We start from the raw sequence: 16181 nt of genomic DNA, 5'->3' as shown, positions 1-16181 counted from the left end.
CTTTTGTATTCATTGGATTGAATATGTTACTAAATACATTTGCTGTACGAAATACGTTTTAAGGGAAAAAAGCATGACAACATCGTTGTATTGGCAATCATTCGGGCAAGGTCCAGATCTGATATTGCTTCATGGATGGGGAATGAATGGTGCGGTGTGGCAGCAAACGGCAGAGCGCTTGGCTCGCCACTTTTCTGTCCACGTTGTGGATTTACCTGGGTACGGTCATAGCCACCAAGTTCATGCAAAAAATCTTGAAACAATAGCGGAGAGCATTCTGCAAGATGCGCCTGAAAAAGCAATTTGGGTCGGGTGGTCACTGGGTGGCTTAGTGGCAACCCACGTAGCACTAAAGCACAGCGAAAGAGTTGCTAAGTTGATCACGGTAGCCAGCTCACCAAAATTTGCTGCCGAAAAGCCTTGGCGTGGCATTCAGCCTAATGTACTGACCTTATTCACAGAGCAGTTGGTTGAGGATTTCCAGCAAACCGTTGAACGTTTCATGGCACTCCAAGCTATGGGTAGCCCATCCGCTCGCCAAGATGTGAAGCAATTAAAACAAGCGGTGCTCTCACGTCCACTGCCCGATCCTAAGGTGTTGTTAGCGGGGTTAGATATGTTAGCGAATATTGATCTCCGCTCCGATGTCGCTGAGATTAAGGTACCTTATCTACGAGTATATGGGCGCTTGGATGGGCTGGTCCCCATTAAAGTTGCCAAAGACATGCAAACATGGGCACCCAACAGTCATCAGCACACGTTCGAGCAATCATCACACGCTCCTTTTATGACAGAGCTAGAACTGTTTTGCGAAAAGATCACCGACTTCTGTAAATAAATTGAACAATCTGCCGTTATAAGTGTAAGCAGGCTAAACTGTAACCAGATTGGTTTTGCCATTGCCATCATTGGCAAGAGGTCGTGAGACTCCTTATATGTACCTGTTTCACGGCAATGTTACCGTTGTGGGAGGTTTGTTATGTTAGTGAACCCGACCAGTGCCAGCGTTCCGCTGATTGCCCCGTCGGTCAATATACAAACCGAACAAGTCGCACGAGACAATAAAGTCAAAGAGCCTATAGCACCCGCTACAGAATTGACCAAGTCGAGTGCAGAGCGAAAGGCAACGCTAGAGGAAAGGCGTCGAAAACGAGCCGCTTGGAATGCAGAAGATCATCCCGACTACGAGTTGGATTCCGATGCCGAAACTGAGTATCACGAAGAGCCTATCGACAAGCTTGAACGGTTGTTTGATTTAATTGCACTGCAATCCTACAGTACCCAGCAAGGAAAGGGGTATACCATCCGTTTCCGTTTGCCAGCCAGTGTGCTGAACGATGCGATTAATGAAGGTAAGATGGCGAAACGCCGCACCATTATTAAATACCATTATGGGCATTCTGTCGCGCCTCATACGCCATCAGAAGTGATTGCGATTACTTAAATCGCCAAATCAAAAAGACCACCTTTTAGGTGGTCTCTTTTTTAACTTTCTGATTGCTTTTTTACTTTCGAATTACTTTTTAGCTTTCCGATTGCCGGCTTTCTTGTATGGTCAATTTGACTTCTGTGGGCAGTAGCTTTGAAAGCGTTTCTGCCAGCTGCTTTGTCTTTTCCAAATCACATTGTCCGTCTACATCCAAGTAGCCTTGCTCTTTTAGAGTACTAAATAGAGCGGCGAATACTCCTTTGTCAAAAAATTCTGGCGCGTTGATACCATGTAAACGACCAAGCCTTTGTGCCACTTGTTGGCTGTGTTGCTCGAGTTCTGTTCTACCCAATTCAGGTGCCGCTACGAGTTGGGTAATGGCAATAGAATAACGCTGCAGCGTTTCCTGTATGGTTCTAGCGTATAAAATCAGAGACTGTATCCGGCATTGGCTTAAAGATACGTTTCCATCATTTAAGGTAATCAGTTCTTGCCGAGCAAACTCTTCGATTGTCTGGGTAACCACGTCTCCGATATCACTTTCGTCATAATGGATAAACAGTTCTTTCTTTAAGAAAGGGTACAAGGTCGTTACCGAATCAATGATTGAAGACAGCTTGATGTTTTCATGCTGAACAACCAGTTGAGCTATCAAAGAGGGGATAGCAAATAAATGAATGATGTTATTACGATAGTACGTCATCAGAATGGACTGTTGGCGATCAAGGGAGATGATGTCGCCCATACTGTCGGGTTCAATGACAAATTTATCTAAGCTTATTGCATGATGAACCAAGTCTTCCGCATTGCTATCTGGTGTGGTGCTGGTGCAGGAATAAGGGACTTGGCGAAGTAACGCAAGGTAGCTGTCTATCTGCTGAACCAAAGTTTCGCGAGACAAAGCGCGTTGCCTAGATGCCGATAAGGCGAGAGCACACAAGGTTAGCGCATTAGTGGCCGCTGCTTTGTTTATGTGCGTCATCATTTTCTCAGCCAAATGGTTCACCACGGGTGTCATCCACTGAGGTTTAGGGCTGTTAACCGCATCAATGTCGTTTGTCCATTCTGGTACATGTTCGTTAAGGTATTGGTTCAGTGGAATAGGTTCACCAAAGTTCACATACCCCTGTCCAAAATTACGAAGTTTACGCAATGTTTTCAGAACAAGACCCGCATTTTCTTTTTCTTTGCGTTTGCCTCTGAGTTCTTTTGCGTAGGTGGATACTTCCATAACATGTTCATAGCCAATATAGACTGGCACTAGAGTCACGGGGCGATTTAACCCTCGCAGCATTGCTTGAATCGTCATGGCTAGCATGCCGGTTTTTGCTTGCAACAACCGCCCTGTTCGGGAGCGACCGCCTTCACTGAAGTATTCAACGGAATACCCTTTGGCAAACAGTTCTGCAAGATATTCGCGGAAGATCGTGGAATACAGTTTATTGCCTTTAAAGCTGCGACGAATAAAGAACGCGCCTCCTCGGCGGAAGATAGGCCCTGCAGGGAAGAAGTTTAAATTGATTCCAGCGGCAATGTGTGGAGGAACCATCCCTTCTTGATACAACACATAGGACAAAAGCAAGTAATCCATATGGCTTCGATGACAAGGCACGTAAACAATTTCGTGACCATCCTGCGCCAGCTTTCGCACAGTGGAAGCGTTGTTGATACTGAGACCTTGGTAAAGTTTGTTCCACAACCAGCCTAAGAAGCGATCGCCACGTTTAACCAATGAATAAGAAAAATCGGCGGCGATTTCATCCATGATCGCTTTGGCTTCTTTTTCGGCTTTTTCTTGGCTAATGTTTTTGCTTTTGACTTCGTCTGCGACCGCTTTTTTAATGGCTTCAGATTTCAATAAGCGTTGAAACAAAACTTGGCGGTTAGGAAGGTTCGGACCCGACGCCGCTAATTTTTGGCGAGAAAAATGAATTCTAGCGACTCGTGTTAATTTGTGAGCGATTTCTTGGTCGGTACCGTGGCTATCTGCCATTGAACGCAGCGAAACCACAGGGCTAAATCGCACTAGACAGTCTCGCCCTGAAAGCAGTAATGCTTTTGCTTTTTGAGGGCCATTTAAACTTTCAAGGTACGGTTTTTGGTTCTCTTCTTTTCCTGGTTTTCGACCCCAAAGTACACTTACAGGCAGCACTTGAACATCTAAGTCACTGTCACTGTTATGCAAACCGAGTAGCTTCGTAAACAAATCAACGGACTCAGAGGGTGCATCGTGATCATTCTGAATCAACGTAGGTCGTGAAGAGGTAAACACAAAGCGTCCAAACGGCTGACCATTAATTTCCAGTGGGGTCAACGGATCGGGTAACCCCTGTTCTAGGGCATACCTTTGGAATGTTAGTAGGTCGACGTTAGAGCGAAACGGCAGTGCGTAAACGATGGGTTTGGAAATATCGATTCCCAAATCTTCTACCGGATTCGATGGGATAGTTGTCCCTTTTACCAATACCGACAAAGGTAACTTCATCAAAGTTCGAGAAAGAGATTGTCCAGAAGACATAGCGAATGTTTGCCTCAACATGTTTGTTTCGATGGCGAGTTGTATAGGGGCTGTTTATCTTTCGTGGTTAAATTTTGTTCGAGTTCTATGTCTTTTAATCGCGGCGCAAGGTGTGACGCCTAGTCATTCTAAGCAAATACCTTGCAACAAAGAGTAAAAGACATAGAAACGAACCCTTTGGGCAGCATTTGTGGCTTATTTCTACTGCGTTATCGCTCATTGATGTAGAGCGACTACACCGAATGAGCTCTGCCTTGTATAAATCACCCACAAATTGCTGCAAAAATCATCTCGAAAGATAAACAGTCCCTAAAACATCACCACTTGATTAATTGCGCTGCAAGGATAGCAGAAACTGGTCTAACCTTTTATTCAAATTTGCCACTATCTCTAAAGCGCTACATTGGCTCGCATCAATGAAACGGAGATGAATCGAGCTCTTATTTCGCAAAGCATATCGAAGGCAGATGGACATAGCATGAACCCAAAACAACAAACCCGTTAAAAAATAGACAATTGTCTTTGATTTCGTCGATTTACTGGATATACTCACAGTTAACTGTATAAAAAGACAGGTGGACCATGAAGCCATTAACGCCGCGCCAACAACAAGTTTTCGATTTAATCAAAGATAAGATCGATGTATCCGGTATGCCACCCACTCGTGCAGAAATTGCCCGTGAGTTGGGTTTCCGTTCTGCCAATGCAGCAGAAGAACATTTAAAAGCTCTTGCCAGAAAAGAAGTGATCGAGATCATTCCCGGTGCTTCACGTGGTATCCGAATTCTCCTAGAAGATGAAGAAGAAGAAGGTTTACCTTTGATTGGTCAGGTTGCAGCAGGTGAGCCAATTCTGGCTCAAGAACACGTTGAAACACATTACCAAGTTGATCCTGCCATGTTTAAACCGCAAGCCGATTTTTTGCTTCGTGTTAACGGTATGAGCATGAAAGATATTGGCATTATGGATGGCGATTTGTTGGCTGTTCATAAAACCTCAGATGTGCGTGATGGACAGGTTGTTGTTGCTAGAGTCGATGAAGACGTGACGGTTAAGCGTCTTGAGCGTAAAGGATCTACGGTTTTGCTTCATGCTGAAAATGAAGAGTTTGAACCGATTAAAGTCGACCTCACCTCACAGCACTTAGCGATTGAAGGTATTGCCGTTGGTGTGATCAGAAATGCAGATTGGATGTAATTAAATTTTGCATTATTAAATGATAGTCATTATCATCTAGCTATTATTGTAGGGAAGATGATAATGACACAACCTCACTTCAAACGACCTAAAACTCACTACCAGATTCCAGCAAATCTGCTTCAGCCTATGTGGTTGCGAAGCAGAGAAAGCTTGGTTGACGATGGATTGGTTTACGATCCTATTGCGGCTAGTGCATGTCAGCGTTGTGAGTTAGCACCTGAATGTTTGTCTGGCGATGTTGATCAGAAGCAACTTCTGAATGCCACTCTAACTCAGCTGTGTGATGAAAGAGTGAAAAGCTTTTTGATGGATAACCCTGAAGCTTGGATCTTGAACGTTGGGGCTGGATTAGATACCCGTTTCTACCGCTTAGATAACGGTCGTTGTCATTGGTTGGAGCTGGATATCAGCGAAAATTTACTTTGGCGACAAAAGCTATTTCATCCAAGTGAACGTTACCAATTACGATGCGGCAGCGTAGTTGATACCAACTGGCTTAACGATTTACCTGTTCCCGAATCTTCCCCTGTTCTTATTGTCTGTGAACATGCACTCCTTGATTGCGACGAATCCCAAGTTGCTCAGTTTATTAGAACATTGGGTCGTCGATTTATTCATGCTCAAGCGTGTTTTGTTTTGGCGGGGGATTTAGCGAACTCTCATTGGGGTAAAAAGCTCGGTGGAGGTGGTTACAAACACGCAATCAGCCGACCTAAAGAGAAATTGCTTAATTGGCTTCCATGGTATCAATGGGTTACGGTACATTCTCCTATGGATAAAAACTGCAGTCGATGGAAACGCTGGCAACGCTGGCTATCAAAAATGTCCTTCTTCAAGCACCGAATGACCCCAGTCCTTCTACACATGCGATGGTGATTGATTAATCAATCTCTAAACGCTAACCTCGACGCCATAATTGTCGAGGTTCCACGTGATTAAATCCCAATATCTATCCTTTCTTTCTAATTGGTCTTTGCACAAGCAAGTGCTTTGGCTCGCTATTCCTATGGTTTTGTCCAATATCACCATTCCTTTACTTGGTTTGGTGGACGCTGCGGTTATTGGACATCTAGATCATGCATGGTATTTGGGGGGAGTCGCTTTGGGCGGCACGATGATAAGTGTGTCATTTTGGCTACTGGGCTTCCTGCGTATGGCGACAACCGGCTTAACAGCACAAGCAACGGGAGCAAAAAGTGGGGAGCAGCTTTGTCTTGTGTTGCTTCAAGGCTTAATGATGGCTGGAATGTTTGCGCTGCTATTCCTTTCGCTTCACCCATGGGTTTCAGAGTGGGTGTTTGCTCTGAGTGATGCCAGCGAACAGGTGAAATTCTATGGTCAACAATACTTTTCAATACGCGTATGGAGTGCGCCAGCTGCGCTTGCTAATTTCGTTATTCTTGGGTGGTTATTAGGCACACAAAACGCGAAAGCTCCAATGTGGATCGTGATTGTGTCCAACCTTACAAATATTATGCTCGATCTTCTTTTCGTTATGGGTTTTGGCTGGAAAGTGGAAGGGGCAGCGTTGGCATCTGTACTGGCCGACTATACGGGCATGTCTTTAGGTTTATTCTTTGTCTATCGCTCATGGATTAAGCTCGCGCTGCCATCTGTTTTCAGCCAGCTAGGTGCGCTCACCAATGGAATAGGGCGGTTTGTTCGTCTTAATCGCGACATATTTTTGCGTTCATTGTGTTTACAGGCAGCGTTTACGTTTATGACTTTCCAAGGTGCCAGCTTTGGCGATGACGTGGTGGCGGCAAACGCAGTATTGATGAGCTTTTTGATGATGATCTCTTACGGCATGGACGGGTTTGCCTATGCGATGGAAGCAATGGTAGGGAAAGCCATTGGAGCCAAAGATGAGAAGCAGTTGAAACTGTCGTTGATGGGAACGTTTTTCTGGAGTTTAATTATCTGTGCACTCTTGACGCTGGTGTTTGCTTTGGGGGGATCGCTACTGATCTCGATGATCACAGACATTCCTATTGTTCGAGAGCATGCCAACGTTTACTTGCCATGGCTAATCGCAATGCCTTTGGTTTCTATGTGGTGCTTCCTATTCGACGGCATCTTTATTGGCGCCACAAAAGGTAAAGAAATGCGCAATAGCATGTTTGTTGCGACGTGCAGCTTCTTCCTTGTCTTTTTCGCTTTTTCTGACTTCGGAAACCATGCGTTATGGTTGGCTATGTTGAGCTTTATGGGGATGAGAGGACTGGGGTTAGCGATTGTGTTTGTCTATCAATGGCGCAGAAATCTGTTTCTTGCTTAGCTTTTATGCGGAGTATTGTTTTACAAAAAAGAGGGTCAGCGAATGCTGACCCTCTTACTTTGAAGCTGTGAAATCAGAACAAACGGTTTAAACCATTCAATGCCGCGACTCGGTACGCTTCTGCCATTGTCGGGTAGTTAAAGGTAGTGTTGACGAAGTACTCAATGGTATTCGCCTCGCCTTTTTGTTCCATGATGGCTTGTCCGATATGGATAATTTCCGCTGCACGTTCACCAAAACAGTGAATGCCCAATATTTCTTTTGTCTCACGATGGAAAAGTATTTTTAATGAGCCAATATCTTTCCCTGCTATTTGCGCCCTTGCAAGGTGCTTAAATGACGAACGACCCACTTCATACGGTATTTTTGCAGCTGTTAGCTCTTGCTCGGTTTTACCCACAGAGCTGATTTCAGGGATGGTGTAGATACCCGTCGGAATATCTTCAATCAGGTGATTGTCAGCCTGACCTTTCGTGATGGCCTGAGCGACAAATCGACCTTGATCGTATGCCGCGCTAGCAAGGCTTGGGTAACCAATTACATCACCAACAGCGTAAATGTGTTCTACATCGGTTTGGTAATTGGTGTTCACACTGAGCTGACCACGAGAATCAGGTGTTAGACCCACATTCTCTAAATTCAACTTATCCGTATTACCTGTTCGTCCATTGGCGTAAAGGATACAGTCTGCTCGCATTTTTTTACCCGATTCCAAATGAATCACGACACCTTCATCGGAGGCTTCAATTCGCTCATAAGTTTCATCGTTGCGAATAATGACACCGCTATTCCAAAAGTGATAAGACAGTGCATCGGAGGTTTCGTTATCTAGGAAAGATAGCAGCCTGTCGCGTGTGTTGATGAGGTCGGTTTTTACACCGAGCCCACGGAAGATTGAAGCGTACTCACAGCCGATGACGCCTGCACCATAAATAATGATATGGCGTGGGTCGTGCTCTAGCGACAAAATTGAATCGCTGTCGTATATACGGTCATGAGTGAAGTCAACATCGGCTGGTCTGTATGGACGAGAGCCTGTTGCGATGACAAACTTATCTGCGGTGTATTGTTCCACAGTACCATCGGGTTGAAGCACTTCTATCGTATTGCTGGCGATGAATCGAGCTTCACCAAAAATCAGCGAGCACTCATTCCGATCGTAAAAACCTTGTCTTAGGCGAGTTTGTTTGTCGATAACGCTTTTAGCGTGACCAAGAATATTGGAAAACGTAGAGTGGAGGCTGGAATTATTGTGGCAGAAGAGAGGATTATTATTGAATTCTATGATGCGGCTAACCGCATGTCTCAGTGCTTTAGAAGGTATGGTACCCCAATGAGTACATCCTCCACCGACACTGCTCTCCCGCTCAATGATTGCAACGTTTAACCCCGATTTTGTTAAGCCCATTGCAGCCCCTTCACCACCAGGACCACTGCCTATTACTATTGCATCGAAGTGCGTTGAGGTCATATATTTGCCTTTTGTAATGATAGTTAACATTGCTGTAGCGATATTTTAACGACTTCATTTTACAGGTAAATGGTCTCACCAGTAGACAGTGGTGAGGATCACGTTGTGTTTCAATCAGAATTTGTGAAGTCATCAGTAACTTCGAGTAACAGGCGAGCATTTCCGCGAAAAATCCGTAAAGTATCCGCGGTTGTCTCATAGACTCTTACTTCATTCACGGTATAGTAAGGCTTGCCTGTTAGGTCAGTTTCTCTATAAAGCGTAGTTAAGAATGACAAACGAGAATATAAAAAAGAGTTTGGGTATCCGAGCTCAACAAAAGGAAAAAACCCGACGTTCAGTAATCGATGCCGCTTTTAGTCAGTTAAGTGCCGATCGCAGTTTTTCTAATCTAAGCTTACGTGAAGTGACGAGAGAGGCGGGTATCGCTCCAACGTCTTTCTATCGTCACTTTAAAGACATGGATGAGCTTGGATTGACGATGGTTGACGAAGGCGGTTTACTGCTCCGTCAATTAATGCGCCAAGCTAGGCAGCGTATTGCCAAAGAAGGCAGTGTGATTAAAACATCGGTAGACACGTTTATGGAGTTTATCGAGAGCAGCCCAAACGTTTTTCGGTTGTTGTTACGAGAGCGTTCTGGGACATCGTCTGAGTTTCGTGCAGCTGTTGCTCGAGAAATTCAGCACTTTGTTGCGGAACTTACTGAATATTTAGTAATCAATGGTGTATCTAGAGAAGGCGCTTTCACTCAGGCCGAAGCATCTGTCACACTGGTTTTTAGCTCTGGCGCAGAAGCTCTAGATTTAGAAAAAGATGAACGAACTGAACTGGCGAATCGCTTGATAACCCAGCTCAGAATGATTGCAAAAGGTGCCCATGTGTACCGAAAAGAAAATGAACTAAAGAAGAATAAGGCAGGACAAAGCAATGTCGAATGAAGCTCCTATCGCTGACCAAGGGTCAGAAAAGAAAACTCTCCTCTTAGCTCTAATCGCGGGTATGTGTGGTAATGCCCTGTTGTCAGCATTGACAGTCAGTGAAGTGGCTTTCTCTGTATTTCCATTGATAGCGTTGGTATTGGCAGTTCAGAATCTGTATCAAGAATATCTACGCCACCCTGTTTCTGAAGAAATCCCAATGGTTGCTTTAGCATGTTTCTTTGTGGGGGCGTTTGGTTATTCGGCATTCTTAGGGGCGCAGCACCCAGAGTCAGGATCAAATTTCTTCTCGATTATAGTGACGCTGCTTCTCCTTGTTTGGGTTGGTAAGAAGCTGGGGTATATCGCGAAGCCTCAGTAGGACACGAAATTTTAGCCAAAAAAACCGCTCATATTAGCGGTTTTTTTGTTTAGGCTTTTCTTTCTAAGAAAACACCCGCTTCCATATGATGGGTATATGGGAATTGGTCGAATAATGCAAAGCGAGTGATATGGTGAGTTTCACTCAAAATATCTAAGTTGTCTTTCAATGTTTCTGGGTTGCAAGAAATGTACATAATGCGCTCGTACCCTTGAACCATTTTACATGTGTCGATATCCATACCAGCACGAGGAGGATCAACAAAGATGGTGTTGCAGTTGTAGCTTGTCAGGTCGACATTCTGTTGCTTTAAACGACGAAACTCTCGCTTGCCTTCCATTGCTTCTGTAAATTCTTCCGCTGACATCCGGACAATTTGTACGTTGTCGATGTTGTTCGCTTCAATATTAAATTGTGCGGAATCGACAGAAGGCTTAGCTAACTCTGTTGCCAAGACGCGATCGAAATTCTGTGCCAGTGCTAACGAGAAATTTCCGTTCCCACAATAAAGCTCTAGAAGATCCCCGGTACTTTCTTGGGTGCAATCTACTGCCCACTCCAACATTTTCTGAGCAACGATACCATTAGGCTGTGTAAAGCTATTTTCTACCTGCTGATACACATAAGTATCACCATTCACATTCAGCTTCTCGATAACGTAATCTTTATCGAGCACGATTTTCATTTTTCGAGCTCGGCCAATTAAGTTGAGATTGAAACCTTCATCATTGAGCCGTTGTTTTAGGGCTTTTGCCTGAGAAATCCAGTCTTCATCTAATTGACGGTGATAAAGCAAAGACACCAAAATTTCGCCGCTGAGTGTGGATAAAAAGTCCACCTGAAACAATTTTCGGCGCAGCGTATCGTTATCTTTCATCGCGTCGATCAATAACGGCATAAGATCATTGATTAAACGACTTGCGGCAGGGAACGTATCTACGCGGTATTTTTCACGTGTCTCTTGGTTGAACATGATGTAGTAGAGCTCTTCACCTTCGTGCCAAACTCGAAATTCCGCTCTCATGCGGTAGTGCTGCTCTGGGGACTCATACACTTCAAGTTCTGGTGCATTGAAAGGAGCAAACATCTCAGTTAGGCGCTGGGTTTTCTCAGCAAGTTGTGCTTGATAATGCTCTGGGTTTACATCAAGTGACGCCATGGAGTTATGCCTTATTGCTTCGGTACAGGGAGCGCAGATTTTATTCAATCCACTTTATTTGTCCAGCTTTGTCTTTCTGGCTGACACATGAGAAAGCTCATTGACCCATAGCGCCATAGATTTGTTGAATTTTTGTGCTATTGACGAGAGTGATAATAGGTTAGAAGAAATACGTCTAGACATCCGTAAGATTGCGAACTAGTATCCTCGCCCAAGCTGGTGGTCAATTTTTGACTGAAAAGGGAATCTGGTGGAAATCCAGAACTGACGCGCAGCGGTAAAAGAGAACGAACACCTCGGATTGAATCCAAACACTGCTTACTGTCTGTAAGTGGGAAGTGAGGTGCTAGGTATCTGAATCTGTATGGAACTCGTGTTCCTATAGATTAGGGTGAGCTCTTAAGTCCGAATACCTGCCAGTAATAAGAGCCAAGCGGATATTAGCAGTGTTGAAACGTACTGCTTGGTCTTAGAAGGATTCTCGCGACTTAGGAAATGACAATGAAAAAAACTCTTCTAGCGACCACAGTAGCGTCGCTGCTTACACACGCCTCCATTTCTGTTGCTCAAGAAGCGGCAGATACCGAAACTCTCGTAGTGACAGCGAATCGATTTGAGCAGCCAGTTGATAGTGTATTAGCTTCAGTCAGTGTATTAACACGTGAAGACATCGAAGCGCTTCAAGCTCAAAGCATATTCGATGTAATCAAAACTCTACCTGGAGTGGAATTCTACACACAAGGTACAAAGGCAAATACCGCAGGCATATATATTCGTGGTACGTCTACAAGGCATGCTTTGGTTATAGTGGATGATGTTCGAATTAATTCTGTGACATCTGGTGGAGCGGCAATAGGGCTTATCCCTACTTTCGCAATTGAAAAAATTGAAGTAATTCGGGGTCCTCGAGCTGCTGTTTATGGTTCGGATGCTATTGGTGGTGTGATTAAGATATCGACTATCCCTACATCAGGTTCGGTTCATCAAGCCAAGGCAGGGTTCGGTTCTAATAACTTTTCAGAAGCAGGGTGGCGCTCTGTAGGTGAAATTTCTGAAGATACGCGTGGTAATTTCTTAATCAATGGTGAGAAAACAGATGGGTTTAAAGTTAGTGATTCAGCCAATGACAACGATATTCACGGATATGATTCCAAAACATTTCTAGGCTCAGTTAATCATAAATTTAATGATTCTTGGGATGCTACGTTTAGTGGTTTTTCGCAAGAGAGTTTAAGTGAGTACGATGGTTATGGAACTAAAAAAGAGTCAGAGAAAAATGGATATTCCATTGCTGGTATTTTGAATTACCAACAAGATGCTTTCTATTCATCAGTTCAGCTTGATCTGTCTAGTAGCGAAGGTGCTGAAGGCGATGCAGATGATGGTGCCTCAGGTCGCGCTAAAATAACCACTAAACGAAAAAGTGCGGCATGGGTAAATACATATACAGGCATTGAAAATGCCATTCTTAATGCAGGCTTGGACTATGCAGAAGAAGTAGCGAATCGTGGTGGGACAAATTCTAGCGATTATGAAGAAACTGAAAAATCGAACGTTGCTTTCTTTGCCACTGGGTTCAAGCAAATTGATGATCTTTCTTTAGAGGTTAGCTTACGCCAAGATAAAGACAGTGTGTTTGGTCGTCAAACGACCTGGAATTTGGCTGGCGGTTATGCAGTAAATGATGAGATTGAATTAATAGCCAGCTATGGTTCAGCGTTTAAAGCTCCGACTTTTAACGATTTGTACTGGCCCGGTTCTGGAAATGATCAGCTAAAGCCTGAGTCATCAAAGTCAGCAGAATTAGGTATTCGTGGTTACCATGAAGCTGTTGAGTGGACTCTGACGGCATACCATTCAGATATTAAGGATATGATTGCTTGGGCGCCATTGCCTTCGGGTTCATGGGTGCCTTCTAATGTTAATAATGCTGAAATTAAGGGTGTCGAGCTTGAAATGAGTTTTGATACAGGACCTATTGAGCATAGGGTTGTCGGTGATTGGAAAGAACCAAAAGACAAAAAAGATGGTAGTCAGCTAATTCGTCGTGCAAAAGAAAACTACAAATGGGTAGTGTCTTATAGCTATGAAAAGCTATCAACGTCTATTTCAGCGAATCATGTTGGTAAGCGTTATGACTCAAGTCAGGCAGAGCTAGCGGCATATACTACCGCTGACCTTGGTGCTACTTTCACAATATCAGAAGATCTTTCGGCTGGTCTTCGTATAGATAACCTGCTAGATAAAAAATACGAAACGGCAGAAGGGTATCCTGCTCCGGAGCGCGCATTTTACCTGAACGCATCATACAAATTCTAAAAATAAAAACCGCCTTCGGGCGGTTTTTTTACAATATACAACATGAAGAATCCCAAAAAAATCATCATCAGTTGGTCATCAGGTAAAGATTCTACGCTAACGCTCATTCGTCTACTCGAAGACCCTCAATATGAAGTCGTCGGGTTGTACACGACTCACGTAGACGGCGAAGTCCCATTTCAGGTAACGCCCATTTCGGTTGTGAAAATGCAAGCGGAACTCGCCAATTTGCCGTTAGTCACGATTCAACTTCCTGAAGTGTTTCCACCCAACGAGGTTTATCAGAGTCATATAGTTAAAGGGTTAAAAAACTCAAAGCTAGAGATAGATGCCGTTGCGTTTGGAGACATGTTTTGTAATGGCATCATTGAATATCGAAAAAGCTATATTGAGAAAGCAGGGTGGGAGTGTGTATTTCCGTTGATGGGGACACCTAGTACAGAATTAGCGAATGAAATACTGGATAGAGGCATTGAAACCATTGTAGTGACAGTGGATGGGAACAAATTGCCTTCCAGCCTATGTGGTGAGTGGTATAGCAAAGAGTTGATCGCTAACTTACCTAACGGAATAGATCCCTGCGGAGAGAATGGTGAATTTCACACTTTAGTGACATCCGCTCCTTGTTTTAGCCATAATTTATGCTTGCGGTCTATTGCCATTGAGTGCACCGAGCGATTTCACCACTTACGTTATGTGGCTAATATTGGCGAGGAGTCACTTTACCAGTAATATACGTCCAGCTTTTATTGGGGTAAGAACGAACGTGGATAAAAAAACAGAAAAGAGAGTACTCATTTTTGATTCTGGTGTTGGAGGTCTCTCCGTATACTTAGAACTGAAAGCGTTGCTTCCGCAATTGGAGTACCTCTATCTTTTTGACAACGCGGCATACCCATACGGAGAGCTGGATGGCGATACGCTGGTGTATCGCGTTCAAACCTTGATCACTCAATATTGTCGGGAATACGATATCGATTTAGTGGTTATTGCTTGTAATACGGCCAGTACATTGGTCTTGCCCCACTTAAGGGCTGCGTTATCCATTCCTATTGTGGGAGTGGTTCCCGCTATAAAACCTGCATCATTGATCTCCAAAATAGGCGTCGGTCTGATTGCAACCCCAGCAACGATTACACGTGACTACACACACGATCTCATTAAAGACTTCGCTAAAGACACAGAAGTAAAGCTATTAGGCTCCACGAAGCTAGTAGAAATGGCTGAGCGGAAGTTACGATCGGAAATGGTTTGCTCGAAAGAAATGACGGCTTTGCTCTCGCCTCTTATTAACCAAATAGATGTTGCGGTCTTAGGGTGTACACATTTCCCACTTCTGAAAGATGAAATTAGTCGAGTGCTGAAAGATGTTGTATTGATAGATTCTGGTAACGCTATTGCTCGCCGCGTCGCTTTTCTTTTGAAAGCAAACTCGGGGTTAGAGAGGAAACAGTTAAATCAGATTTTTTGTAGTGCACCACCACGAGGCGATGATGCACTTAACTCTACATTAAAAAAGATGGGTTTTTCCGAAACCGTTATTCAGCCGTTTCCGGATGTTTAGGGTCGTTGGCGACTCTAACTTTAAGCGTTCTCTCCATATAGTCCTGTTCATTTAATCCTTGAATGACTTTGTCTGTGTCTTCCCTTGATACAACAACAAAGCCGAATCCTCTTCGTTTACCTGTACGTTTGTCCTTCATTAACCTTACAGCGAAAACTTGTCCGTGTTTCGAAAACAACTGCCGAACATGGGTTTCGTTAGCTTTATAAGGAAGGTTCCCCACATAAAGAGTTGTGGTAGCTGATTTGTCATTACTTGCTTGCTCTGAAGAGGGGTTAGAAAGGGATAAGATAAGCGCGCAAGTAAAAACGCCAATGATAAAAGCGGTAGCTGGTGGTACTGCAATTTGTGAAAAGGCTGCAGCGCCCAATACTGCCAGTGCGATAACTAATAAATAAGATTTTTTTGAGTTCATATCTGAATACTACATTGAAATTGTGAAGTAATAAGATGCAAAGCGCTATTAACAAAATAGACACACAGATCTTACGTTTAAGCATGATGAAATTCCAACCAATTGCTGTGATACCCTTCAAATGTTGAAATTTTATTCGATAATTCGACTTTTGATTGAAAATTATTCACTTGGAAATTAATTTTCAAAAAAGGCTTGTCATCCATTCTTATCTCCCTATAATGCCGCCTCACCGACACGGAGTGAGACGGAAGTCACACGACGAGCTGGGAAGAGAGGAAAAGAAAGTTTGAAAAAATTCTTGACTCTCAAAAACTGGAGCGTATAGTGCGCACCCCTAACGGCAAGACGCAGAGCGCCTAGTCAGTTAGAAAAAGCTCTTTAACAATATAGACCTATCAATCTGTGTGGGCACTCGTTGATGATAATCCAAATAGTTTCTTCGGAAACAATTTAGGTTTCAATGAACTGAGTGACCAATACGATGATAACTTTCTTTAGAAAGGAATCATTGGCACAGTCAATTC

Annotated in this window: 14 protein-coding genes and 1 riboswitch; of the genes, 10 read left to right on the top strand and 4 right to left on the bottom strand. The window is 43.8% G+C overall.

The features are described 5' to 3' along the window. The first annotated feature begins 73 nt into the window (after positions 1 to 73). Entirely contained in the window at positions 74 to 838 is a 765-nt protein-coding gene (bioH, locus tag CW749_RS21865) for a pimeloyl-ACP methyl ester esterase BioH (RefSeq protein ID WP_101114520.1), read from the top strand. A gap of 141 nt (positions 839 to 979) precedes the next feature. Next, a complete protein-coding gene (locus tag CW749_RS21860; protein ID WP_101114519.1) occupies positions 980 to 1444 on the top strand; it encodes an ATP-dependent Lon protease in 465 nt (154 codons plus the stop codon). A gap of 79 nt (positions 1445 to 1523) precedes the next feature. Here the strand turns inward: CW749_RS21860 and plsB are convergent, their stop codons facing one another. Beyond that, positions 1524 to 3947, bottom strand: coding sequence for a glycerol-3-phosphate 1-O-acyltransferase PlsB (plsB, locus tag CW749_RS21855; RefSeq protein ID WP_101114619.1), 2424 nt, complete (start codon positions 3945 to 3947; stop codon positions 1524 to 1526). A 582-nt stretch (positions 3948 to 4529) separates the two neighbouring features. On the opposite strand from plsB, the gene lexA reads away from it, so the two are divergent. The 3 genes from lexA (at position 4530) to dinF (ending at position 7425) form a co-directional block, all read left to right on the top strand. Then, positions 4530 to 5144, top strand: a complete 615-nt coding sequence (gene lexA / locus CW749_RS21845; protein ID WP_101114518.1) for a transcriptional repressor LexA — start codon at positions 4530 to 4532, stop codon at positions 5142 to 5144. 63 nt (positions 5145 to 5207) lie between these two features. Continuing rightward, positions 5208 to 6023, top strand: coding sequence for a class I SAM-dependent methyltransferase (locus CW749_RS21840; protein ID WP_101114517.1), 816 nt, complete (start codon positions 5208 to 5210; stop codon positions 6021 to 6023). A 55-nt stretch (positions 6024 to 6078) separates the two neighbouring features. Further along, the gene (gene dinF, locus CW749_RS21835; RefSeq protein ID WP_101114516.1) at positions 6079 to 7425 is read left to right on the top strand and encodes an MATE family efflux transporter DinF; all 1347 of its coding nucleotides are present in this window, start codon (positions 6079 to 6081) and stop codon (positions 7423 to 7425) included. A gap of 73 nt (positions 7426 to 7498) precedes the next feature. Here the strand turns inward: dinF and sthA are convergent, their stop codons facing one another. After that, positions 7499 to 8896 (bottom strand): Si-specific NAD(P)(+) transhydrogenase, encoded by a 1398-nt coding sequence (gene sthA / locus CW749_RS21830; RefSeq protein ID WP_101114515.1) that lies wholly within the window; start codon positions 8894 to 8896, stop codon positions 7499 to 7501. 271 nt (positions 8897 to 9167) lie between these two features. Here sthA and fabR point away from each other — a divergent pair, with 271 nt between their 5' ends. Together fabR and CW749_RS21820 are read left to right on the top strand one after the other, a co-directional pair. Then, complete coding sequence (gene fabR, locus CW749_RS21825; RefSeq protein WP_101114514.1) at positions 9168 to 9836, top strand: HTH-type transcriptional repressor FabR; 669 nt, start codon at positions 9168 to 9170, stop codon at positions 9834 to 9836. Further along, positions 9826 to 10197, top strand: coding sequence for a YijD family membrane protein (locus CW749_RS21820; protein WP_101114513.1), 372 nt, complete (start codon positions 9826 to 9828; stop codon positions 10195 to 10197). The genes fabR and CW749_RS21820 overlap by 11 nt, the downstream gene beginning before the upstream one ends. A gap of 49 nt (positions 10198 to 10246) precedes the next feature. Here CW749_RS21820 and trmA read toward each other — a convergent pair whose 3' ends face one another. Beyond that, positions 10247 to 11356, bottom strand: a complete 1110-nt coding sequence (gene trmA, locus CW749_RS21815) for a tRNA (uridine(54)-C5)-methyltransferase TrmA (RefSeq protein ID WP_101114512.1) — start codon at positions 11354 to 11356, stop codon at positions 10247 to 10249. A gap of 200 nt (positions 11357 to 11556) precedes the next feature. Next, a riboswitch (cobalamin riboswitch) is annotated at positions 11557 to 11792 on the top strand. A gap of 65 nt (positions 11793 to 11857) precedes the next feature. Here trmA and CW749_RS21810 point away from each other — a divergent pair. The 3 genes from CW749_RS21810 to murI are packed head-to-tail and all read left to right on the top strand — an operon-like array spanning position 11858 to position 15239. Next, positions 11858 to 13675: a TonB-dependent receptor gene (locus CW749_RS21810; protein WP_101114511.1), complete on the top strand. Its 1818-nt coding sequence runs from the start codon at positions 11858 to 11860 to the stop codon at positions 13673 to 13675. Positions 13676 to 13717: 42 nt separating this feature from the next. Continuing rightward, positions 13718 to 14407, top strand: a complete 690-nt coding sequence (locus tag CW749_RS21805) for an ATPase (protein ID WP_101114510.1) — start codon at positions 13718 to 13720, stop codon at positions 14405 to 14407. 34 nt (positions 14408 to 14441) lie between these two features. After that, entirely contained in the window at positions 14442 to 15239 is a 798-nt protein-coding gene (murI, locus tag CW749_RS21800) for a glutamate racemase (RefSeq protein ID WP_237322530.1), read from the top strand. On the opposite strand, the gene CW749_RS21795 is transcribed toward murI, so the two are convergent. Then, positions 15214 to 15654 (bottom strand): RNA-binding protein, encoded by a 441-nt coding sequence (locus tag CW749_RS21795; RefSeq protein ID WP_101114508.1) that lies wholly within the window; start codon positions 15652 to 15654, stop codon positions 15214 to 15216. The genes murI and CW749_RS21795 overlap by 26 nt on opposite strands. Positions 15655 to 16181: the final 527 nt, after the last annotated feature.

Source organism: Vibrio sp. vnigr-6D03, from assembly GCF_002835515.1.
GTDB classification, from domain to species: domain Bacteria; phylum Pseudomonadota; class Gammaproteobacteria; order Enterobacterales; family Vibrionaceae; genus Vibrio; species Vibrio penaeicida.
This window is presented reverse-complemented; position numbering and strand designations above follow the sequence as displayed.